The sequence below is a fragment of the Subtercola frigoramans genome (assembly GCF_016907385.1).
GTDB lineage: Bacteria > Actinomycetota > Actinomycetes > Actinomycetales > Microbacteriaceae > Subtercola > Subtercola frigoramans.
This window is the reverse complement of record NZ_JAFBBU010000001.1, coordinates 3,457,592-3,476,135: the sequence shown is the minus strand read 5'-3', so window position 1 is coordinate 3,476,135 and position 18,544 is coordinate 3,457,592. Positions and strand designations below refer to the sequence as shown.

The 18,544-nt window shown below is 65.5% G+C and carries 16 protein-coding genes and 2 pseudogenes; 12 read left to right on the top strand and 6 right to left on the bottom strand.

Going from position 1 to position 18,544, the window contains the following annotated elements; genetic code table 11:
* Positions 1-5 precede the first annotated feature (5 nt).
* Both JOE66_RS16010 and JOE66_RS16005 read left to right on the top strand, forming a co-directional pair.
* On the top strand, positions 6-344 hold the full coding sequence (locus tag JOE66_RS16010) for a DMT family transporter (protein ID WP_205111121.1): 339 nt from the start codon (positions 6-8) through the stop codon (positions 342-344).
* Positions 344-1,852 carry an MFS transporter gene (locus JOE66_RS16005; protein WP_205111119.1) on the top strand — a complete coding sequence of 503 codons (1,509 nt, stop codon included), beginning with the start codon at positions 344-346 and terminating at the stop codon, positions 1,850-1,852. Before JOE66_RS16010 ends, JOE66_RS16005 begins: the two co-directional genes overlap by 1 nt.
* Positions 1,853-1,940: 88 nt before the next feature.
* On the opposite strand, the gene JOE66_RS16000 is transcribed toward JOE66_RS16005, so the two are convergent.
* Positions 1,941-3,233: a type II toxin-antitoxin system HipA family toxin gene (locus JOE66_RS16000; protein WP_205111117.1), complete on the bottom strand. Its 1,293-nt coding sequence runs from the start codon at positions 3,231-3,233 to the stop codon at positions 1,941-1,943.
* Positions 3,214-3,486, bottom strand: a complete 273-nt coding sequence (locus JOE66_RS15995) for a helix-turn-helix domain-containing protein (RefSeq protein WP_205111115.1) — start codon at positions 3,484-3,486, stop codon at positions 3,214-3,216. The genes JOE66_RS16000 and JOE66_RS15995 overlap by 20 nt, the downstream gene beginning before the upstream one ends.
* A gap of 143 nt (positions 3,487-3,629) precedes the next feature.
* On the opposite strand from JOE66_RS15995, the gene JOE66_RS15990 reads away from it, so the two are divergent.
* From JOE66_RS15990 to JOE66_RS15975, 4 genes are all read left to right on the top strand, one after another.
* Positions 3,630-4,577 carry an ABC transporter ATP-binding protein gene (locus JOE66_RS15990; protein ID WP_205112125.1) on the top strand — a complete coding sequence of 316 codons (948 nt, stop codon included), beginning with the start codon at positions 3,630-3,632 and terminating at the stop codon, positions 4,575-4,577.
* Entirely contained in the window at positions 4,574-5,362 is a 789-nt protein-coding gene (locus tag JOE66_RS15985) for an ABC transporter permease (RefSeq protein ID WP_205111113.1), read from the top strand. Before JOE66_RS15990 ends, JOE66_RS15985 begins: the two co-directional genes overlap by 4 nt.
* A 133-nt stretch (positions 5,363-5,495) precedes the next feature.
* Positions 5,496-6,611 (top strand): ABC transporter substrate-binding protein, encoded by a 1,116-nt coding sequence (locus tag JOE66_RS15980; RefSeq protein WP_205111112.1) that lies wholly within the window; start codon positions 5,496-5,498, stop codon positions 6,609-6,611.
* Positions 6,612-6,665: 54 nt separating this feature from the next.
* Positions 6,666-8,333 (top strand): molybdopterin-dependent oxidoreductase, encoded by a 1,668-nt coding sequence (locus JOE66_RS15975; RefSeq protein ID WP_205111111.1) that lies wholly within the window; start codon positions 6,666-6,668, stop codon positions 8,331-8,333.
* Between the two features lie 112 nt (positions 8,334-8,445).
* On the opposite strand, the pseudogene JOE66_RS15970 reads toward JOE66_RS15975, so the two are convergent.
* Positions 8,446-8,685: pseudogene (locus JOE66_RS15970) on the bottom strand (YhgE/Pip domain-containing protein); the annotation flags it as partial.
* 170 nt (positions 8,686-8,855) lie between these two features.
* Here JOE66_RS15970 and JOE66_RS15965 point away from each other — a divergent pair.
* Positions 8,856-10,019 carry a hypothetical protein gene (locus tag JOE66_RS15965; protein ID WP_205111109.1) on the top strand — a complete coding sequence of 388 codons (1,164 nt, stop codon included), beginning with the start codon at positions 8,856-8,858 and terminating at the stop codon, positions 10,017-10,019.
* Between the two features lie 50 nt (positions 10,020-10,069).
* Here JOE66_RS15965 and JOE66_RS15960 read toward each other — a convergent pair whose 3' ends face one another.
* The 3 genes from JOE66_RS15960 to JOE66_RS15950 are packed head-to-tail and all read right to left on the bottom strand — an operon-like array spanning position 10,070 to position 13,595.
* A complete protein-coding gene (locus tag JOE66_RS15960; protein ID WP_205111108.1) occupies positions 10,070-12,211 on the bottom strand; it encodes a YhgE/Pip domain-containing protein in 2,142 nt (713 codons plus the stop codon).
* Positions 12,208-12,948 (bottom strand): hypothetical protein, encoded by a 741-nt coding sequence (locus JOE66_RS15955; protein WP_205111107.1) that lies wholly within the window; start codon positions 12,946-12,948, stop codon positions 12,208-12,210. Before JOE66_RS15955 ends, JOE66_RS15960 begins: the two co-directional genes overlap by 4 nt.
* Positions 12,945-13,595: a TetR/AcrR family transcriptional regulator gene (locus JOE66_RS15950; RefSeq protein ID WP_205111106.1), complete on the bottom strand. Its 651-nt coding sequence runs from the start codon at positions 13,593-13,595 to the stop codon at positions 12,945-12,947. The genes JOE66_RS15955 and JOE66_RS15950 overlap by 4 nt, the downstream gene beginning before the upstream one ends.
* Before the next feature lie 171 nt (positions 13,596-13,766).
* Here JOE66_RS15950 and JOE66_RS15945 point away from each other — a divergent pair.
* The 5 genes and pseudogenes from JOE66_RS15945 to JOE66_RS15925 all read left to right on the top strand — a co-directional run.
* Positions 13,767-14,195: pseudogene (locus JOE66_RS15945) on the top strand (DUF3151 domain-containing protein); the annotation flags it as partial.
* Positions 14,196-14,314: 119 nt separating this feature from the next.
* Entirely contained in the window at positions 14,315-15,604 is a 1,290-nt protein-coding gene (locus JOE66_RS15940) for an adenylosuccinate synthase (RefSeq protein ID WP_205111104.1), read from the top strand.
* A 119-nt stretch (positions 15,605-15,723) separates the two neighbouring features.
* Positions 15,724-16,914, top strand: coding sequence for a DUF8462 domain-containing protein (locus tag JOE66_RS15935; RefSeq protein WP_205111102.1), 1,191 nt, complete (start codon positions 15,724-15,726; stop codon positions 16,912-16,914).
* An 18-nt stretch (positions 16,915-16,932) separates the two neighbouring features.
* Entirely contained in the window at positions 16,933-17,874 is a 942-nt protein-coding gene (locus tag JOE66_RS15930) for a linear amide C-N hydrolase (RefSeq protein WP_205111100.1), read from the top strand.
* A gap of 63 nt (positions 17,875-17,937) precedes the next feature.
* On the top strand, positions 17,938-18,501 hold the full coding sequence (locus JOE66_RS15925; protein ID WP_205111098.1) for a hypothetical protein: 564 nt from the start codon (positions 17,938-17,940) through the stop codon (positions 18,499-18,501).
* Positions 18,502-18,544: the final 43 nt, after the last annotated feature.

Here is an 18,544-nt window from a genome sequence, read left to right as displayed (position 1 = left end):
GAACGGTGGGGTACGTCTTTCTCGCGCTGGCGATCGCCTCTGAAGTCGTCGCCACGACCTTCCTGAAGTTCACCTCCGGCGAAGGCGTCACGCTCGCAAACCGCTGGTGGGCCTACGCCATCGTGGTGGTCGGCTATATCGCTTCGTTCGTGCTGCTGAGCCTCACCCTCTCGCGCGGAGTGCCGCTCGGCATCGCCTACGCCGTGTGGGCCGGCGCCGGCGTGGTCGTCGTGACCATCGTGAGCTGGCTCGTCTTCAAGGAGTTCCTCAGCTGGGTGCAGATCGCCGGCATCGTTCTCGTCATCGGCGGCGTGCTGCTCCTGGAGCTGGGAGCCAAACGCTGATGGCTGCCGCGGGCGAAGACCCCGGGCATCCGAATCGCCAGCGCTCTGTCGCCCTGCTGGTGGCCGGCACCTTCTTCATGGAGAACCTCGACGGCACCATTCTCACCACCGCCGCCCCGAGCATCGGGGTGTCACTCGGTGTGCCCTCGCTCGCGGTCGGCGTCACGATCACGGCCTACCTGCTGACCCTCGCCGTGCTGATTCCGCTGAGCGGCTGGGTGACGCAGCGCTTCGGCGGCCGCCCGGTGTTCATCACCGCGATCGCCGTCTTCACCGTCGCCTCCGTGCTCTGTGCGCTCAGCCAGAACCTCGTCGAACTGACCGTCTTCCGGGTGCTGCAGGGCGCGGGCGGGGCGATGATGGTGCCCGTCGGCAGGCTCGCAGTGCTCCGGATGACCGACAAACGTGACCTGGTCAGAACCATTGCCCTGCTCACCTGGCCGGCGCTCGCGGCTCCGGTGATTGCGCCGCTCGTCGGCGGAGTGCTCACAACCTACGCCTCGTGGCACTGGATCTTCCTGATCAACGTGCCGCTCGGCCTGGTTGCGTTCATCGTGGCGCTGCGCATCCTGCCGAACGAACAGCGGGCGAGGCCGCCGGCACTCGACTGGGTGGGGCTCGCTCTCACGAGTATCGGGCTCGGGGTGCTCGTCTACCTCGGTTCGGTGTTGGCTGGCGCCGGCCCGGGCGGCTCGGCTTCGGGAGAAGCGGGCTCTTCTGTCGTGGAGCTGCTGGCGCTCGCGATTCTCGGCATCGGCCTGCTGGCCGCTGCGGTCTGGCACCTGAGGCGCACGGCCCATCCGCTGCTCGAGCTCGCCGCCCTCCGCATCGAGACCTTCCGGCTGGCACACGCCGGCGGATCGGTCTTTCGCGTGACCGTCAACGCGGTGCCTTTCCTGCTGCCGCTGATGTTCCAGGATTCCTTCGGCTATTCACCGATACTCGCCGGAACCCTGGTGCTGTTCGTCTTTGTCGGCAACATTGCCATCAAGCCTGCGACCACCCCGCTGCTGCGCCGGTTCGGGTTTCGCACGGTGATCATCGCGGCAACGATCGGTGCCGCGCTCAGCATGGTTCTCAGCGCGTTTCTCACAGCGCAGACGCCGTTCGCCCTGGTGATCGCGTTGATGATCTTCAGCGGGATCATGCGGTCGACGGGCTTCACCGCGTACAACACCATCGCCTTCGCCGACATCGCCGGGCCGGGCATGCCGGCGGCGAATACGCTCGCGTCGACGACCCAGCAGGTCGCTGCCGGATTCGGCGTCGCCATCGCCGCCGTCGCACTGCGCGTCGGCGAGGCGGTCGTGAATTCGGGGGCGGCTGCGTCCTCCGCGGTCGGCAGCGCGGCCGGCCCCGCGTCTGGCGTGACGAGCCTGGTGCCGCTCGGTGCGTTCCAGTTCAGCTTTCTCGTGATCGGCCTGCTCACGCTGCTCTCGACCGTCGAAGCGCTTAGGCTCACGCGCTCGGCGGGTGAGGGCATCCGCCCGGTGCGCCTCCCCGCCTGAGCCGGCCTGCCAGGCCAGATGCCGCGCGAAGAATCTCTCCGGCCCGCGAAGCTGTGTATTTCGCGCCGCGGAATGTGCTGTAGCAAGGTCAGTCAGAGCTGCCAAGCTTGCGCATCAGGATGGGCGGAATGGGAGTGTCCAGCCGCGCGGGTCGACCGGCCGCCAGATTGCGAGCTTGCCCGCGAATATAGCCGGGAACGTGGGCAGCGATGCTGTCGTGTGCTTCGATCACCTGCGTGCCATCGATGATTCGACTCAGGGTCTCTTCGATGACCTCGCGGGCCCGGCGGGGTTCGAGTCCCCAACTCTGTGCTTCGTCGGTCAGGTGGTCGACGGTGATCTTCGTGACGAACCTCTCTCCCCCGATCGTCATAGCGAGGTCGAGCGGTGCTTCGAAGCCGAGGGCAAGAGGTGAAGCGTCGTAGAAGGGCGCGAGTGTGGCTGCTCCATGTGCGGGCCTCAGCATCGAGAAGTTCTTGGCGTGGGCGTCGGTATTGCCTGCTGCGACGTTCAGAACGGTGTATTTCAGCAGCTTTTCGCGGTCGGGCTCACCCTCATCGAAGATCGTCCGGTCCCGGTCGAGAACAGCAGCGATTGCTCTCAGGTTGGCTCCAGCATTGTTCCGCTCGAACTTGTCGTCGCCACCCCACGGCAATCCCAGTGCCTGGGAGAGATCCTCCTGATGGATGCGCTCAATACCGGCCGAAGTTCGCTTCCGGTCGTAACGCTCGATGACGAGCACCGGTGTCGAACCGATCATCTCGGTCCACGATTCGAAGTTCAGGAGGCCCAACGACCGTGCCAGAGTCAGAACATAGTTCTCGCCCTCGATCAGGTCACGGTTGTCCTCGGCGACGGGCTTGATGATGTGGCTGGATGCGATCGCACCATTCCCATTGACCCAGTGGCCGTCCAAGCGGGTCAGCGTCAGTTTGCGCTGGAAACCAGCGAGCGCAGAACCGCCGCCGCCCAGCATGAAGCCAGCGGCCCGAGCGAGGAGTTGCTGCATCTCGTCTGTGCCTACCCGCATCGGCTCGAGCGTTTCCCGTGCACTCCCGACAACCAGGGCACCGGCGAGATCGGCGCCGACTTCACTCAGTAGACCGACGATGTCGTTGCTCGCTACGTGGAGTGCATTCGACAGCTGGTCGAGCCACCGCCCCTCTGGCAACAGTGCTCCGAAGAATGACTCTGTTGCGTGAGAGCTTGTCGTACCGACCGGAAGTGAATGGGAAAGGGGTGTGGCGCGCAGCTTCCACCGTGCTTCCCCTTCGCGGCTCCATTCGAAGGAGGCTTTGCCCGACGGACCCCGGGTCAGTTCGCCGATGGGGGTGCCGTACAGGGTTACGTCGAGGGTCAGATCAGCGGGCACTGGATACATCACCGGCCTTGGAGGGCCTCTCGGGGGCCGGGTTCGCTTCCGCGGCCTCTGCGGTAAGCCCGATGCCCAGCTTCGCGAGAAAGTCGAAGTAATTGTCATCGGCGCGCTTGGGTTTGCCCGCCTCCAACTCGGAGACATACCGTTGCGAGCTGCCCAAGGCGCGGGCGAGCTCCCCCTGGGTGAGATTGTTCTGCAGGCGAATGCGGCGCACGAAGGCTCCGAGGTCTGCGGCCGACCGAATCGAGGCGTGCATCGTCGTTCCCTTCCTATTCCCCTGGGGTAATAAGTATATTCAGATTACCGATCGGGAATGACATTCTCCTTATTACCCGTTCGTAATGAACAGGACGCATGAACCACGCGCAGCTCGACACTCCCGCGAACTCTTATAGTCGAATGGTGCGCGAATCTGCTTCTGGCGACCTCGGTGCGGCTGAAACCGCCGAGTTGGTCGTCGAGGGTGCCTCGAAGAGTTACGGGCGCGCAGAGTCGAGCCGGCGCGGGGCATCCGAGCGCCGGGTCGCACTGGGCGCCGTCGATCTGCGGGTGCAACGCGGTCGGTTCGTGAGCGTGATCGGCCCGAGTGGGTGCGGAAAATCGACGTTGCTGCGCATGATCGCCGGCCTCGAGCATCCGGACGCCGGCTCGGTGAGCATCTTCGGCAGCACGCCGGCCGAAGCATCTGAGGCGAAGAGAATCGCGTTCATGCCGCAGGTGCCGGCGCTGCTGCCCTGGCTGTCGGTGCTCGACAATGTGAAGATCGTCGACCGGGTCAACCGGCGGGCGAACAGGCGAAGGGATGCCCTGCGGCGCGGCCCCGAATCTGCGGGTTTTGCGGCTGGCGCGGGTGCCGCATCCGGCGCGCGAACCGGTCTTGCGCTCGCCCCCGAAGCGGACCCGGTCGCGCTGCTCACGGAACTCGGCCTCGGCGATTCGCTGAAACTCCTGCCGGGTGAGCTCTCGGGTGGCATGCAGCAGCGGGTGGCGATCGCGCGGGCCTTCGCGACGCAGGGTGACGTGCTGCTGATGGACGAGCCGTTCTCGGCGCTCGACGAGTTCACTCGCGAATCCACCCAGGACCAGCTGCTGAAGCTGTGGGAGGAGTGGCGCACCACGGTCGTGTTCGTGACGCACTCGGTGACCGAGGCCGTGGTGCTCTCGGATGAGGTCGTCGTGATGGCTGGCGGGCGGGGCGAACCCGGGCGGATCGCGGCGATCGTGCCGATCGAGCTGCCTCGCCCTCGCCGCCGTGGGTTGCTCGAAGCGGCGGCCGTGCACGAGTACGAAGACCGCATCCGTGCGGAGCTGCAGACGGCTCGGCGCCCGCCCGGGAGCGCCGAGTGAGCCGCCGCCGCGCGCGCTCGCGGTGGTCGCCCGGCTTCTGGCTGCCGACAGTCGTTGCCGTCGGTATCGCGGGAGTGCTCTGGGAGCTGATCGCAATCGGCAACCCGTACCTACTGCCTCGGCTGGGCCTCGTCGGCCAGCAGCTCATCACCAACACCGGGTACTACCTCGACAATGCCTGGGTGACGCTCTCCGAAGCCCTCGTCGGTCTCGCCATCGGGTTCGCTGCCGCCCTGCTCGTGGCGGTGCTGGTGACCGAGTCGGGCATCCTGCGCCGGGCGATCATGCCGCTCGCCGTGATCCTCAACGTCACCCCCGTGGTCGCGATCGCACCGGCGCTGGTCGTGGCTTTCGGATTCGGCCCCGCGCCGAAGCTCATCGTCACCGCGTTGATCACGTTCTTTCCGATGCTGATGAACCTCATCACCGGTCTCAATTCGGTATCACCCCCGATTCTCCAGGTCTTCTCCACCCTGCATGCCTCGCGGCTCGAGGTGCTCGGGCGCCTGCGGTTGCCCGGCAGTCTTCCCTACGTCTTTGCTGGGCTCAGGGTCGTGTTTCCCCTCTCACTCGTTGGTGCGGTCGTCGCCGAATTCATTGCCCCTGGCGCTTCGAAGGGCCTCGGAACCGTGATCAGTGTCGCTTCAGCCAATTCGAAACTCGCCGTCGTCTACGCGGCCATCGTCTGTCTTGCGATAATGGGAGCCCTGCTGCTTCTCGGGGTCACCCTTCTCGAGAAGCGCGTGCTGCGGTGGCACGAGTCCCAGCAACCGCGACCGAACTGACCCGCGCCACACCCGGCATCAGCGAGCAGCGTCAGCACTCTCTCACAGCCAGACCCCACGCATCACGACTGAACGCGCTCTTCACTCCCGCATTCTGTCTTCCCCACCCGCGCTACCCGAGCCCGAGGACCCGATGAATCACCGACTCTCTTCCCCCCGACTGCGCACCCGCATGCTCGCCGTCTCTGCACTCGTGGCCTCGGCTGCGCTGGCACTGAGTGGATGCTCGGGGTCGGCCTCGGCGCCAGCAACCCCCGCCGCGTCCGCCGGCAGTGCCATCTCGGCCGAACGGTGTGCAGCGAACAAGGCCGCCGGCCCCATCACGTACATCACCGGGTACCAGTACCAAGCTTCGGCGAGCATCCTCGACGTTCTCGCTGCGAAGCAGCTCGGGTACTACGACGCACTGTGCCTCGACGTCACGATCCAGCCCGGCACCGGCGACACGGCCGGCAATGCCCAGCTGGTCGCGGCCGGAACCGCGACGTTCACCGACCTGGGCGGCGACGCTGACCTCCTTCGCGCCCGCGAGAACGGCGTCGACGTGACGGGCATCGCGACCTACGGGCAGGTACCCATCGCGACGCTGATGACGATGCCGACTGTGACCGACCTGAAGCAACTCAACGGCACGACCCTCGGGCAGAAGGGGCAGTTGCCGCCCGAGATCCAGACGATGCTGGTGGATGCTGGCGCCGACCTCGCGAGCATCACGCAGGTGGTCGTGGGCTATGACCCGAGCATCCTGCCCCGGGGCCATGTGCAGTCGCTGACCGGGTACAAGTCGAACGAACCGCTCACCTTGAAGGCCCAGGGCACCGAGGTGAAGACGTGGAACCCCGAGGACTACGGGATTCCGGGAACCTTCGGCACGGTGGCGGCCAACCCGGCATTCATCAAGGCCAACGCGGGCACGACGGAGGACTTCCTGCGGGCGTCGTTCCATGCCTACGACTACTGCCTGACGAACGCGGCGGAGTGCGTCGGCTTCGCGGCGGCGCTCTCGGGCGCCGGGTACGACACCGACCACAATGTGCAGGTCTGGAACACCGAGACGGCGCTCGTTTCGGGCGCGCAGCCCAGTGGCACGCCGCTCGGTTCGCTGAACGCCGACCTTCTGGCTGCGGAGAGCGCGTTCCTCGTGAAGGGCGGGGTGCTCACCTCGGCGCCCGACCTCTCGGCGGCAACCGACCCGTCGTTCCTCGCGGCGATCTACACCGGTACAAATCTGATCTGGCCCGCGCCGTAGAACGATTCGCCAGCACACAGCGGGAGCCAAGCCCCGCGCGCTTAGGGTGAGAACATGCGACGAAGACTCTGGGCGGCCCTGACCGGTGTCGCCGCGGCCGCTGCCGTGCTCGCAACGGCCGAAGCGGTCGCCGTGGTCGTGGGTCCAGGTGGCAGCCCACTGTTTGCCGTGGGCTCGCTCGTCATCGACTTTGCGCCCCCGGGAGTCAAGGAGCTGATGATCTCGCTCTTCGGCACCGGCGACAAAGCTGCGCTGCTCGTCATCCTCGCTCTCGTCATTCTCGCCGGCGCGATCCTCGCCGGCCTGCTCGAAGACCGGCGACCCCCGTGGGGCATCGTCGTTCTCGCAGTGTTCTCGGCGATCGCCGTTGTGGCGATCACGACCCGCTCCGGTGCGTCGGCCTTCTACGCCATCCCCACGGTGATCGGGATGATCGTGGGCGTCGTCATCCTCCGAACGCTCCAGCAGCGGCTCGCCCGCTGGGCGTCCCGGCTCGCCAGTGCTGCTCGAGTTCGCGGTGCAGCCAACACCGTCGTCGCCGGCACGAGCGGCGCATCCGAATCCTCCGGTACAGCTGGGCCAGACGCCTCCGGGTCGAGCATCGCGCCCTCGACGGCACTCGGCGCCGCACGCGTTGTTCCCGTTGCGGCGCTCGAGCGACGACAGTTCCTGATGTTCCTGGGAGTGACCGCCGTTGCTTCTGCGGTCGTGGGGTTCGGTGCCCGCATGATGAACGCGGGGGCCGCGGCCGTGACTGCTGCCCGCAGCGCCCTGGTGCTCCCCGCCGCGGCAGTCGCTGCGCCGGCTGTGCCCACGGGGGCCGAACTCGGCATCACCGGCCTCAGCCCGGTGATCACTCCCGCCGCGAACTTCTATCGCATCGACACGGCCCTGCAGATTCCCCAGCTCGACCCCGACGCGTGGCGACTGCGGGTGGTCGGCATGGTCGAGAACGAGGTCGAGATCTCCTTCGCCGATCTTCTCGCTCTTCCCCTCGTCGAGAACGCCACGACCCTCACCTGCGTGTCGAACGAGGTCGGCGGCGACCTGATCGGCACCGCGATGTGGCTCGGCTACCCGATCCGCGACCTGCTTGCGAGGGCGAAGCCGACGGCCGGGGCCGACATGGTGCTCTCCCGCAGCTCAGACGGGTTCACCGCCGGCACCCCGCTCGAGGTGCTTCAGGATGCGAGCCGGCAATCGCTGCTGGCTGTCGGGATGAACGGCTCACCCTTGCCCGTCGAACACGGTTTTCCCGTGCGCATGGTCGTGCCCGGGCTCTACGGGTACGTCTCTGCGACCAAGTGGGTCGTCGAGCTGAAGGTGACGACTTTCGCGCAAGACATGGGCTACTGGACTCCGCGGGGCTGGTCGGCGCTCGGCCCGATCAAGACCGCTTCACGAATCGACACTCCACGGTCGAACGCCGGATTGGCCGCCGGAACGATCCCGATTGCGGGTGTCGCCTGGGCTCAGCACACCGGCGTCGCAAAGGTCGAGGTGCAGATCGACAACGGCTCGTGGCAGGAGGCGACCCTCGCTGATGCGATCTCGGCCGACACCTGGCGCCAGTGGGTGCTGCAGTGGAATGCAACGGCAGGCGACCACGTGATCTCGGTGCGGGCCACAGACTCCTCCGGGTACACCCAGACCTCCGACCAGGCCCCGCCCGCGCCAGACGGCTCCTCGGGTTACCACACCATCCGCGTGACGATCCAGTAGCTGGTCGCTGGTTGAGTAGCCCGCGCCGGAGGCGCAGGCGAATCGAAACCTCGTTTGCTCATGGTGGGTTTCGATACGACCTGCTGCGCGCGTCTACTCAACCAGCGGGGTCTCAGCCGATCAGCGAGGGACGCAGGTCTCGCAGCGTGCGCGACCGCGTGGCCTTGCCGGCGAGGTAGTACGTGAAGGCCAGTGCCCCGAGCATCCATGCCAGCAGCACGCCGGCGTCGTTCAACGCGAGCATCAGGTCGCCGCCGTACATGAGTTGCCTGATGCCGTCGACCGCATAGCTCATCGGCAGCGCGTGGTGCAGCGCCGCAAGCGGGCCGGGCAGGGTCTGCCAGGGGAATGTATGGCGCGCCTGGTGTGGCTCTGAGATCGGATCGAAGTGTGCCAGACTGCCGTCCGACGGTCCTGCATGGGAGGTTGATTGAGATGGATGCGCTGCGGCCAGTGATGCTGGGGGATCGAACCGTTTTCGTTGATTCGATGAGACCGGTGGCAGTCATCCGGGATGAACGAATGAGCATCAAGCTGGTCACCTGGCCAGATGCGCCGCTTCCGCCACTCGCAGCGACGGCACGCATTCTTTGCGAGCCGACTGGCCTGTGGGTGATCTATACCGAGATGGATACACTATGGTCATCCAGTGAGCCGCGTTCGACGGCAGTACACATCAGCCAAGACTTGACTGTCTCGACAATCGATGTGGGCATGCTGACGCCAATCGGTGCTGACAGCACGGGCCTTTGGTGCACCGCCGAGCCGTACCCAGTCGTCGAGCGGAGCGGTGGCTCGCGGGCCTTTGACCCGGCCCTCGTCCAGATCGAAGAGGATGCTCCTGTTGAAGACCGCGAAGATTTGGTTCGGAGCTCAGGTGCGTGGAGCCGGGTAGACAACTCGCCCACTGAGATCCACCGTCTGCCAACACCTCCTCCCGCGGTTGCTACCTCACCAGTCACGTTGAGTCGGTATCGGCCGGGCGGGAACATCGACTTCCTCACTGTTGACCGACTTGTTTCGGGTGTCGACGTTGTTCGAGGCAAATTGCGATTGACCTATCATCCGACCGGCCCTGTACAGAGGTTGGATCCCGGGGGAACGAGCATCAGCTTCAGCTATCCGATCGAGGTGATCGACCTGGATCTGTCGGATGCGCGGATGTCAGAAGTGTTTGTTGCCGACTATGACTCGACCCCTGGCGCCCGGGGCTTTCCTGAGGAATGGCTGAACACCTCTATCCCCGAACAAGATTTGGACGTAGACACGGACGAGATGGTCGCTGCAATCGACCTGTCAGCCTATGACGACTGTTCTTGGACACTACCCGCCGAAGACTCGGCAGAGGTGAGAATCCACGTGGACACGGTGCTCGAGCATCTCGCGAACCTAGACACACCGAACCTCATGTGGTCTAACGGAGATGACCGATGGCACAGGATACGCAGCGACTATCGCGATCTGGTCGTCAAGGTTCGCGAAGAGTGGCCCTTGACCGAGGTCGTCGCTGAATTCACCTATGCGCCACGAGGAACTCAACGATTTCGGTGGCGCGTTCCTGTCTTCGACAACGCGGGCCGACCTCGAGTGCCCCGATACCTGACCGTGTACCTGATGGAGGATCTCGACACCGGACATTACGGCGAGCCCGATCCCGAGACAGGCGTTATCCACTTGCGGCACTAGTTCAGCTCAGTACGGTTTCGGTGGCGCAGAACCGCCACAACGAGACCGACTCAGCCGATCAGCGAGGGCCGCAGATCTCGAAGCGTGCGCGACCGCGTGGCCTTGCCGGCGAGGTAGTACGTGAAGGCCAGTGCCCCGAGCATCCATGCCAGCAGCACGCCGGCGTCGTTCAACGCGAGCATCAGGTCGCCGCCGTACATGAGTTGCCTGATGCCGTCGACCGCGTAGCTCATCGGCAGCGCGTGGTGCAGCGCCGCAAGCGGGCCGGGCAGGGTCTGCCAGGGGAACGTGCCGCCCGCCGTGACGAGCTGCAGCACCATCAGCACGAGCCCGATGAACTGCCCCACGCTGCCGAGCCACACATTCAGGGCCAGGATGATCGCCACGAACGTCACCGAAGCAAGCACCATGAACAACAGCATCAGTGCCGGGTTGACCACGGTGAACCCGAGCAGCACGGTGACGACGAAGAACACGGCGGCCATCTGGAGTGCGCCGAGGGCGGCCGGGGCAAGCCAACCGGCCAGGGTGACCCGAAGAGGAGCCTTGATCGCGGTGAGGGCACGTTTGGAGAGCGGCTTGATGATGAGGAACAGCGCGTAGATGCCGATCCAGGCCGCGAGGCTGATGAAGAACGGTGCCATTCCGGCGCCGTAGGTTGTCGCCTTGGTCACGGTGTCGGTGTCGACCCGCGCGGGGGTCGCGATGGTTGCAGCGGCCTGCTGGCGTTCGTCGGCGCTGTAGTTCGGAATCTGCGCCAGGCCACTGACGAGCCCGTCGTGAAGCTGGGTTGCTCCGGAGTTGAGGGATGCCGTCCCGGTGGCAAGGGTGGCGCTGCCGTCGGCGAGTTGTTGCGTGCCGTCCTTCAGCGTCGCGGCTCCGTCAGCGAGTTGCTGCGTGCCGTCGGCGAGTGACGAGGCGCCGTCTGCGACCTGCTGGGTGCCCGAGGCCAGGGTTGCGCTGCCGTCGGCGAGTTGTTGCGTGCCGCCTGCGACCTGCGTGGCACCGTTCGACGCGGAGGAGATGCCTGCTGCGAGTGCCGGCGCTGCATCTGCCAGTTTCTTCGTTCCCGCGGCGACCTGCGACGCAGCCCCCGACAGTTGGGAGACCTGGCCCGCGGCCGCCTGCACCGAGGAATTCCCGTCGGCCACGACGCTACCGAGCGCGTCGAGCCGGGCGAGAATGGCAGCCTGCTGCTCGGCCGGGAGACCGTTCGTGAGTTCGACGACCTGTGCACGCACCACGGGCACCTGGTCCGCCGCGCCTTGCGATGCGGTCGACGCCTGACCGGCGAGGGTTGCGAGTTGCGCGTTGCCTGCGGCCACCTTCTGGGCGCCGTCGTTCAGGGCTGCGGTCTGGGCAGGCAGAGACGAAGCCTGGCTGTTCAGGGTGTCGAGCCCGCTCGCGAGAGCCTGGGCGCCGACGTTTGTCTTCGCCGCGCCCGCTGCCAGATTCTGGGCGCCGGCGTTGGTCTGGGCTGCACCGTCCGACAGGGTCGAGGCGCCAGACGCAGCCGTTGCCGCACCAGAGGCGAGGTCGGCCGCCCCCGAGTTCACCTGCGCCGCGCCGCTGGCGAGAGTGGATGCTCCGGCCTGCGTCTGTGCGGTTCCATCGACCAGTTTCGCCGAGCCGTCGACGGCCGTGGCGAGGTTGTCGTGGATCGTGGCGAACCCGTCGAGGAACTGCAGCGCGGCGGCCTCACCGACCTGCTCGGAGATACTGAGCCGCACCTTCTCGGCGACGGTGGCCGCGATCGAGCTGGCCAAGAAGCTGTTGGTGTCATTCGTGGTGAGTTGTACGACAGCCTGTTGGGGAGTAGCCGTGCCCGCGGAGACCAGCATGGTGGAGAAGTCCGGCCCGAGGGTCAGAACGAAGTCGTAGGTGCCGTCTTTGACACCGGATGCTGCCTGCTCTGCACTCGCATCGATCCAGTCGACGCCGCCGTCCCTGATGAGCTGGTCGTGCACCTGTTGGCCGTAATTGACCGACTTGTCGTTCAACGTGGCGCCCGTGTCTTCGATCACCAGTGCGACGGGAATGTTCTTGATGCTGCCGTAGGGGTCGCTGTTGGCCCAGAGGTAGAGGCCGGCGTAGATGACCGGAACGAGCATGAGGGCGACCAGCGCCAGGCGGGCGAGCCCGGATGCAGTGAGTCTTCGGAACTCGGTCTTCGCGAGGGTGAGGATCTTCATGCGCGTTCTTTCGGGTCTGCCAGGGGTGCAAGCGGCGGCTGTGTGGCGGTGTCGCGGGTGGACTCTGTGACCGCTTCGAGTTCGGCCGCTTCGAGCTCAGCCGCCTCCCGTCGAGCGATCTCGGCTTGCCTGTCGACCTCGAATCGGGCGCTCACCTCGCCCAGCACGTCGGCTGAAGCCTGGTTCACGATCACGAGAATGGCAAGGTCGCGCTGGGCGAGGTCGACGGCGACCGCCCACCAGTCGAACGGGTCGCCGCCGTGGCGGTCGGGCGAGGTGAGCACCAGGCCGCGAATGCCCGGGCGCGAGGCGGCGAGTTCCGCGAGTACGCGCAGCCGCACGACGACCGGCACGTTCTGCAGCTGCCAGCCCGCATACTCCTTTGCGTCGAGGGCAGCCAGCGCGTCGAGAGCGGCTCGGCGCCCCGTGGGGAGCGAGGCGAACATCAACTCCTCCTCCACAACGCTCGCCAAGCTCAGGTCGTGCACGTGCTCGCTCACGTCGGGGGCGTCCACGACCGCAGTGATCGCACGCAGGGTGGCAGGGTGTGGCTTGCCATCGAGGTCGACAGTGCCAGCATCCGGTGCCATGCGGCCGGCAGCCAGCAGCGACAACACGGTCGGTCGCTGGTAGGTCTCGACGACGGCGAGCGTGATGCCCCCCGACTCGTAACTGAGCGATGTTGTGCCGAGATTCTGGCCCTCGCCCATCGAGACGTCGTTCAGGATGACCTTCATGACGTGTGCTCCAGAAGTAGTAGTTCGGGGTTGCCAGCGATCACCGCTGCTGCCTCGTGCGCTGAGAGCCCGGCGACGCCGAGGCCGGTGAGCATGACCAGTCGGTGGCCCTCGCTCGTGGACAGGTCGCTGCGAACCGCTTCGTCGAGCACCGAGAGGGCTGCACCTTCGATCAGGCGGGCGAGGGTGTCGGGCTCGATGTCTGCCCGCAGTTCACCAGACGCGATGCCTCGCTCGACGATCTCGCGAAGACGCTGGCGCACGGGTTCGAGGGTGGCGGCGAATGCCATGCGCTGCGGGCCGCGAACCGCGAGCTGGGCCAGCACGCGCACGCTCTCGACCTCTGACCACAGCCTCGCACCGATGAGGGCGATGGCGACCCGGGAATCGGGGTGAGAGATGTGGGCGAGGGCGTCAGTCACGCGCTGGCTGCCGCGGGCCTGCAGTTCGGCGATGAGCTCGTCTCGGGTGGCGAAGTGGCCGTAGACGGCGCGCCTGGAGAGCCCGGCACCGGCTGCGATCGCTTCGAGCGAGGTGTCGAGGTCAGTGTTGAGCAGCGCCCGCGCGGAGTCGAGGAGTGCGGCACGGTTCTCGGCCGCGTCACGCCGGGGAGCGCGGGCCCGAGTCACGGGCGAGAAGGTGGTCATGGTTCGATTGTAATAACTTGCACAAGCCTGTGCAAGTTATTACTGACCGCGGACGCGCCGGTCGTCCATTGGTTCGGCACCGTACGGGAACTCGCCCGCCAGCGCGGAGCAGCCGGCCGTGCTCAGAGTCGGCCTTGGCCATCGGGCGCAGGGCCCACGATAGGATTGAGTGTGACCGGCGAAAATCTTCTTGGCGTGCCCCCGACCCTGTTGAACCCCGAAGACGGAGTGGCCGAAGCGCTTTCGGTCGATCCTGACAAGATGCTTCCCAGCCGGGAGGAGCTCGAAGCGCACGTGAGGCGTTTCCCGACGTCGTCGTTGCTCTGGGCGCTTCTGGCGGAGCGCGCGTTCGATGAGGGGCAGGTCATTCCGTCGTACGCCTTTGCGCGGGTGGGTTATCACCGGGGCCTCGATGCTCTTCGCAAGGGTGGCTGGCGCGGGCAGGGGCCGATTCCGTGGTCGCATGAACCGAACCGGGGTGTGCTGCGTTCGTTGTACGCGCTTCGCCGGGCGGCAGAGGCGATCGACGAAATCGACGAGGTGACGCGCCTCACAGACTTTCTGACGAACTCCGACCCCACAGCGATCGAGGCCATCGAAACGGCTCAGTTCCACGCCTCGCAGCGCGCCGCCGCGGCCGAATCGGCGTCGCCTGAAGTAGACGCGCCTGAATCCAGCACAGCCAGTACGCCTGAAACCAGTACAGAAGGACTCTGAGTATGCCCGCAATCGTCTTGATCGGTGCCCAGTGGGGCGACGAAGGTAAAGGCAAGGCGACCGACCTGCTCGGCAGCCGGGTCGACTACGTCGTGAAGTTCAACGGCGGCAACAACGCCGGGCACACGGTGGTGATCGGCGACCAGAAGTACGCGCTGCACCTGCTGCCCTCCGGCATCCTGACGCCGAACGTCACGCCGGTGATCTCGAACGGTGTCGTCGTCGACATCGAAGTGCTCTTCCACGAGCTCGAGGCGCTCAGCTCCCGCGGTGTCGACGTGTCGCGACTGCTGATCAGCGCCAACGCACACGTCATCACGGCCTACCACCGCACGCTCGACAAGGTCACTGAGCGGTTCCTGGGCAAACGGCAGATCGGTACGACCGGCCGCGGCATCGGCCCGGCCTACGCCGACAAGATCAACCGCCTCGGCATCCGCATCCAGGACATCTTCGACGAGAACATCCTCCGACAGAAGGTCGAAGGCGCGCTCGAACAGAAGAACCACCTCCTGGTGAAGGTCTACAACCGCCGGGCGATTGTGATCGACGAGATCGTCAATGACCTGCTGTCGTACGCCGAGCGCCTGCGCCCGATGGTGGCCGACACCTCGCTCGTCCTGAACCAGGCGCTCGACGCGGGCAAGACGGTGTTGTTCGAGGGTGGCCAGGCCACGATGCTCGATGTCGACCACGGCACGTACCCGTTCGTGACCTCGTCGAACGCAACGTCGGGTGGAGCATCCACTGGTTCTGGTGTTGCACCGAACCGCATCGACCGGGTCATCGGCATCGTGAAGGCGTACACGACGCGCGTCGGTTCAGGGCCGTTCCCGACCGAACTCTTCGACGAGTCGGGCGAGTTCCTGCGGGCCAACGGCTTCGAGTTCGGCACGACCACGGGTCGCCCCCGCCGCTGCGGCTGGTATGACGCGCCCATCGCGCGCTATTCCGCCCGCATCAACGGCGTGACCGACTTCGTGCTCACCAAGCTCGACGTGCTGACGGGCCTTGCGACGATCCCGGTGTGCGTGGCGTACGACGTCGACGGCGTACGAGTCGATGAGGTACCGGTGTCGCAGAGCGACTTCCACCACGCCGTTCCGATCTACGAGGAATTTCCCGGCTGGACTGAGGACATCACGGGCTGCCGCACCTTCGACGACCTGCCGGCGAACGCCCAGGCCTACGTGCTCGCCGTCGAGGCGATCAGCGGCTCGCGCATCTCGGCGATCGGCGTCGGCCCCGGCCGCGACGCGATCGTCGTACGCCACGACCTGCTCGAGGGCTGACCCGCAACATCCAGGGCACACCCACCTGCTGAGTCCGCGCGCATGAGGGTCGAAGGCCGATCTATGTGTTCTTATACTTGATTATATGGAAATCGGTATATTTGCATATAATTTTCTATATGCGTCCTGAGATCAATCCGTACTCACCCGGATCTGGGCTGAACCCACCTGATCTCGTTGGCAGACAAGCTGAAATCGACGCCTTCGATCTCGTGGTTGCACGATCGCGCGGACGACGCGCCAGCCGGGGCATCGTCCTTCACGGTCTCCGTGGCGTCGGTAAGACCGTGCTTCTGAATCGGTTCCTTCTTCAGGCGGAGAATGCGGATTGGTTCACGGTGGAGATCGAAGGAAGTGCGACCGACAGTGGGCGTGAGGTTGCTCGCCACAAGCTCGGGCGAGCACTTCTCCTTGCCGTGCGCCGACTTCAGCGGAGTAAGCACTTCACCGAAGAGCTGAAATCTGCACTCGGCACGGTCAAGTCCTTCAGTCTCTCGCTTGGGGTCGCGTCGGTCGACTTCGGGTTCGACCAGACCAAGGGGCGTGCGGATTCCGGGAAGATCGAGATCGACTTCGAGGAAGTCATCGAAGACCTGGCGCCTGCACTTCAGAAGGCTTCCAGCGCATTCGGCCTCTTCATCGACGAGATGCAGGACATCGACGATGAACTGCTCTCTGCTCTTCTGACAGCCCAACACAAAGCTGGCCAGAAGGGTTGGCCGTTCTACATCTTTGGGGCTGGTCTACCATCGTTGCCCTCTGTGCTGAGCGCTTCTCGTTCATACGCTGAACGACTCTTCACCTACAGGCAGATCGGTGCACTGGATTTCTCTGCCTCTCGAGAGGCCTTGCTCATTCCAGCTGGGCGTCTGGGGGTCGAATACGACGTCGATGCCATGTCCGAGATATTAGATGCATCGGGCGGATACCCGTATTTCTTGCAGACGTATGGGCAGGCGGCATGGGACATCGCTGACGAGAAGATCATCCACCTGAGTGATGCGCGATCGGCCATTGCTGAAGGAAATGCGGCTCTCGACATGGGCTTCTTCCCGGCGAGGTGGGACAGGGCGACCCCGACCGAGCGAAACTATCTTCGCGCAATGTCGGCAGATGAAGAGAGCGGTTCCCGCACAGCGGTCATCGCTGAGAGACTGCGGGTTCCCACTTCGGCGCTCAGTACAGCTCGCCAGAGCTTGCTCGAAAAGGGTGTGGTCTATTCACCAGAGCGGGGTCGTATCGCTTTCACCGTTCCTGGAATGGCCGCGTTCATCAGGCGACAGCACGCCGATACCGACGGGCTGGAGTAACGCGCTAGCGTTGCCACCATGTGCACTCGAATCTTCTGGAACACGAACGACGTCGCAAAGACGGTCAGCCGCTGCATGGACTGGGCCGTCAGCGACGAGCCCGACCTCTGGTTCATTCCGCGCGGCACCCCCCGCGACGGCGGCGGCACCGGTAGCACGCACAGCTGGGTCTCCACCTACTCCAGTGTCGTGGTGAGCATGTGGCGACAGGGCACCGTCGACGGCATCAACGAGCGTGGTCTCGGCGCGCACGCGCTGTACCTCGACCCCGAGCCCACGATGTTCGCCGCGGTCGACGGCCGAGCATCCGTGGCCAACACGCTCTGGGTGCAGTACCTGCTCGACACCTTCGCCACGGTTGCCGAGGCCATCGCTGCGGTCGACGAGGTGCGCATCTCGTCGAAGCTCATCCGCGGGCAGGAGATGGGCGTGCACATCGCTCTCGAAGACGCTTCGGGCGATTCGGCCATCATCGAGCCGATCGACGGCAGGCTCGTGGTGCACCATGGTGCCGAGTACACCGTGATGTCGAACTCACCGACGATGGATGCCCAGCTCGCCAACCGCGCCAGGTACGCGCCATTCGGGGGCGAGTTGCCTCCGCCCGGCGACATCTCCTCGCCCGACCGCTTCGTGCGTGCGAGCTACTTCCTGCACTACCTGCCCGAGCCACAGACGGTGAGCCAGGCGGTCGCCGGAGTGTTCCACCTGATTCAGAACGTGGCCGTGCCGCCCGGTGCGCCGTACCAGGACGGCGGGGTCTACCCCACGTGGTGGGAGGCCGGCGCAGACCTGACGAACGGCGACTACTACTTCATGTCGACCATGAGCCCGAGCCTGTTCTGGGTATCGATGACCGCACTGAAAGACGGCCGCGAGGTGTTGTCGCTGAACCCTCGTGATGAGTCGCTCGTCGGTGACGCGGCCTCGCGCTTCGCCCCGGCCGAACTCGTCTACTAGTGTGAGGCGTTCGAAAGTCGCCCGACCCACTGGAGCACGCAGACATCGAGGGGACACTCCATAGTGGCCAAACGACCGCCGACCTTCGGCCACCGGGGAACAACTCATCTCACCGACGACGTGCTGCGCGAGTACCGGGCCCGCAGTCTCGTGGGCGCAGTGTCAGCCACGCTCTGCCTGCTGCTCATCGCGACCATGCCGATCGCCCTCGCTGCCACCTTCGCCCATCGTGAGGTCACCGAGTACTTCGGTGATGGGGTCTTCGTGGCACTGTGGTCGCTTGTGGCCCTCTCGTTGCTCCTCTTCGCCCGGGAGCTTCTCGAGTTGCGACGCTATCGCACTGTGGCCAGTTATCGCGGGCCACGATTCGAATTCTCCTCCGTGGCCGTCACGGTGCTGAAGGAGATCGAAATCGTGCTGCTGCGCGGGCTGTTGCCGGCCCTCACCGCAGCAAGCCTCTTCGTGACGGTGCTGCGCCTTGCCTCGGCAGACCAGGCGTTCGAGCAGGCCGGGTTGTTCGGCTACTACGTCTTCGCTTATTTCGCGCTCTTCGCGATGGTGTTCGTAGCGCTCACCGTTCGGCACCTCTACGTCGACCAAGAGGCGCGCAACTCCCTGGCGAAATAGGGTTTCGCGAGGGCGATCGGGCTATCTCCATCAGCGCACCCGC

Excerpts from the sequence above, each read along its gene's own strand:
- JOE66_RS15980 (WP_205111112.1), top strand. The coding sequence starts at position 5,496 with ATGAATCACCGACTCTCTTCCCCCCGACTGCGCACCCGCATGCTCGCC.
- JOE66_RS15960 (WP_205111108.1), bottom strand. The coding sequence starts at position 12,211 with ATGAAGATCCTCACCCTCGCGAAGACCGAGTTCCGAAGACTCACTGCA.
- JOE66_RS16005 (WP_205111119.1), top strand. The coding sequence starts at position 344 with ATGGCTGCCGCGGGCGAAGACCCCGGGCATCCGAATCGCCAGCGCTCT.
- JOE66_RS15975 (WP_205111111.1), top strand. The coding sequence starts at position 6,666 with ATGCGACGAAGACTCTGGGCGGCCCTGACCGGTGTCGCCGCGGCCGCT.
- JOE66_RS15995 (WP_205111115.1), bottom strand. The coding sequence starts at position 3,486 with ATGCACGCCTCGATTCGGTCGGCCGCAGACCTCGGAGCCTTCGTGCGC.
- JOE66_RS15955 (WP_205111107.1), bottom strand. The coding sequence starts at position 12,948 with ATGAAGGTCATCCTGAACGACGTCTCGATGGGCGAGGGCCAGAATCTC.
- JOE66_RS15950 (WP_205111106.1), bottom strand. The coding sequence starts at position 13,595 with ATGACCACCTTCTCGCCCGTGACTCGGGCCCGCGCTCCCCGGCGTGAC.
- JOE66_RS16000 (WP_205111117.1), bottom strand. The coding sequence starts at position 3,233 with ATGTATCCAGTGCCCGCTGATCTGACCCTCGACGTAACCCTGTACGGC.
- JOE66_RS15940 (WP_205111104.1), top strand. The coding sequence starts at position 14,315 with ATGCCCGCAATCGTCTTGATCGGTGCCCAGTGGGGCGACGAAGGTAAA.
- JOE66_RS15990 (WP_205112125.1), top strand. The coding sequence starts at position 3,630 with ATGGTGCGCGAATCTGCTTCTGGCGACCTCGGTGCGGCTGAAACCGCC.
- JOE66_RS15930 (WP_205111100.1), top strand. The coding sequence starts at position 16,933 with ATGTGCACTCGAATCTTCTGGAACACGAACGACGTCGCAAAGACGGTC.
- JOE66_RS15965 (WP_205111109.1), top strand. The coding sequence starts at position 8,856 with ATGAGCATCAAGCTGGTCACCTGGCCAGATGCGCCGCTTCCGCCACTC.
- JOE66_RS15935 (WP_205111102.1), top strand. The coding sequence starts at position 15,724 with ATGCGTCCTGAGATCAATCCGTACTCACCCGGATCTGGGCTGAACCCA.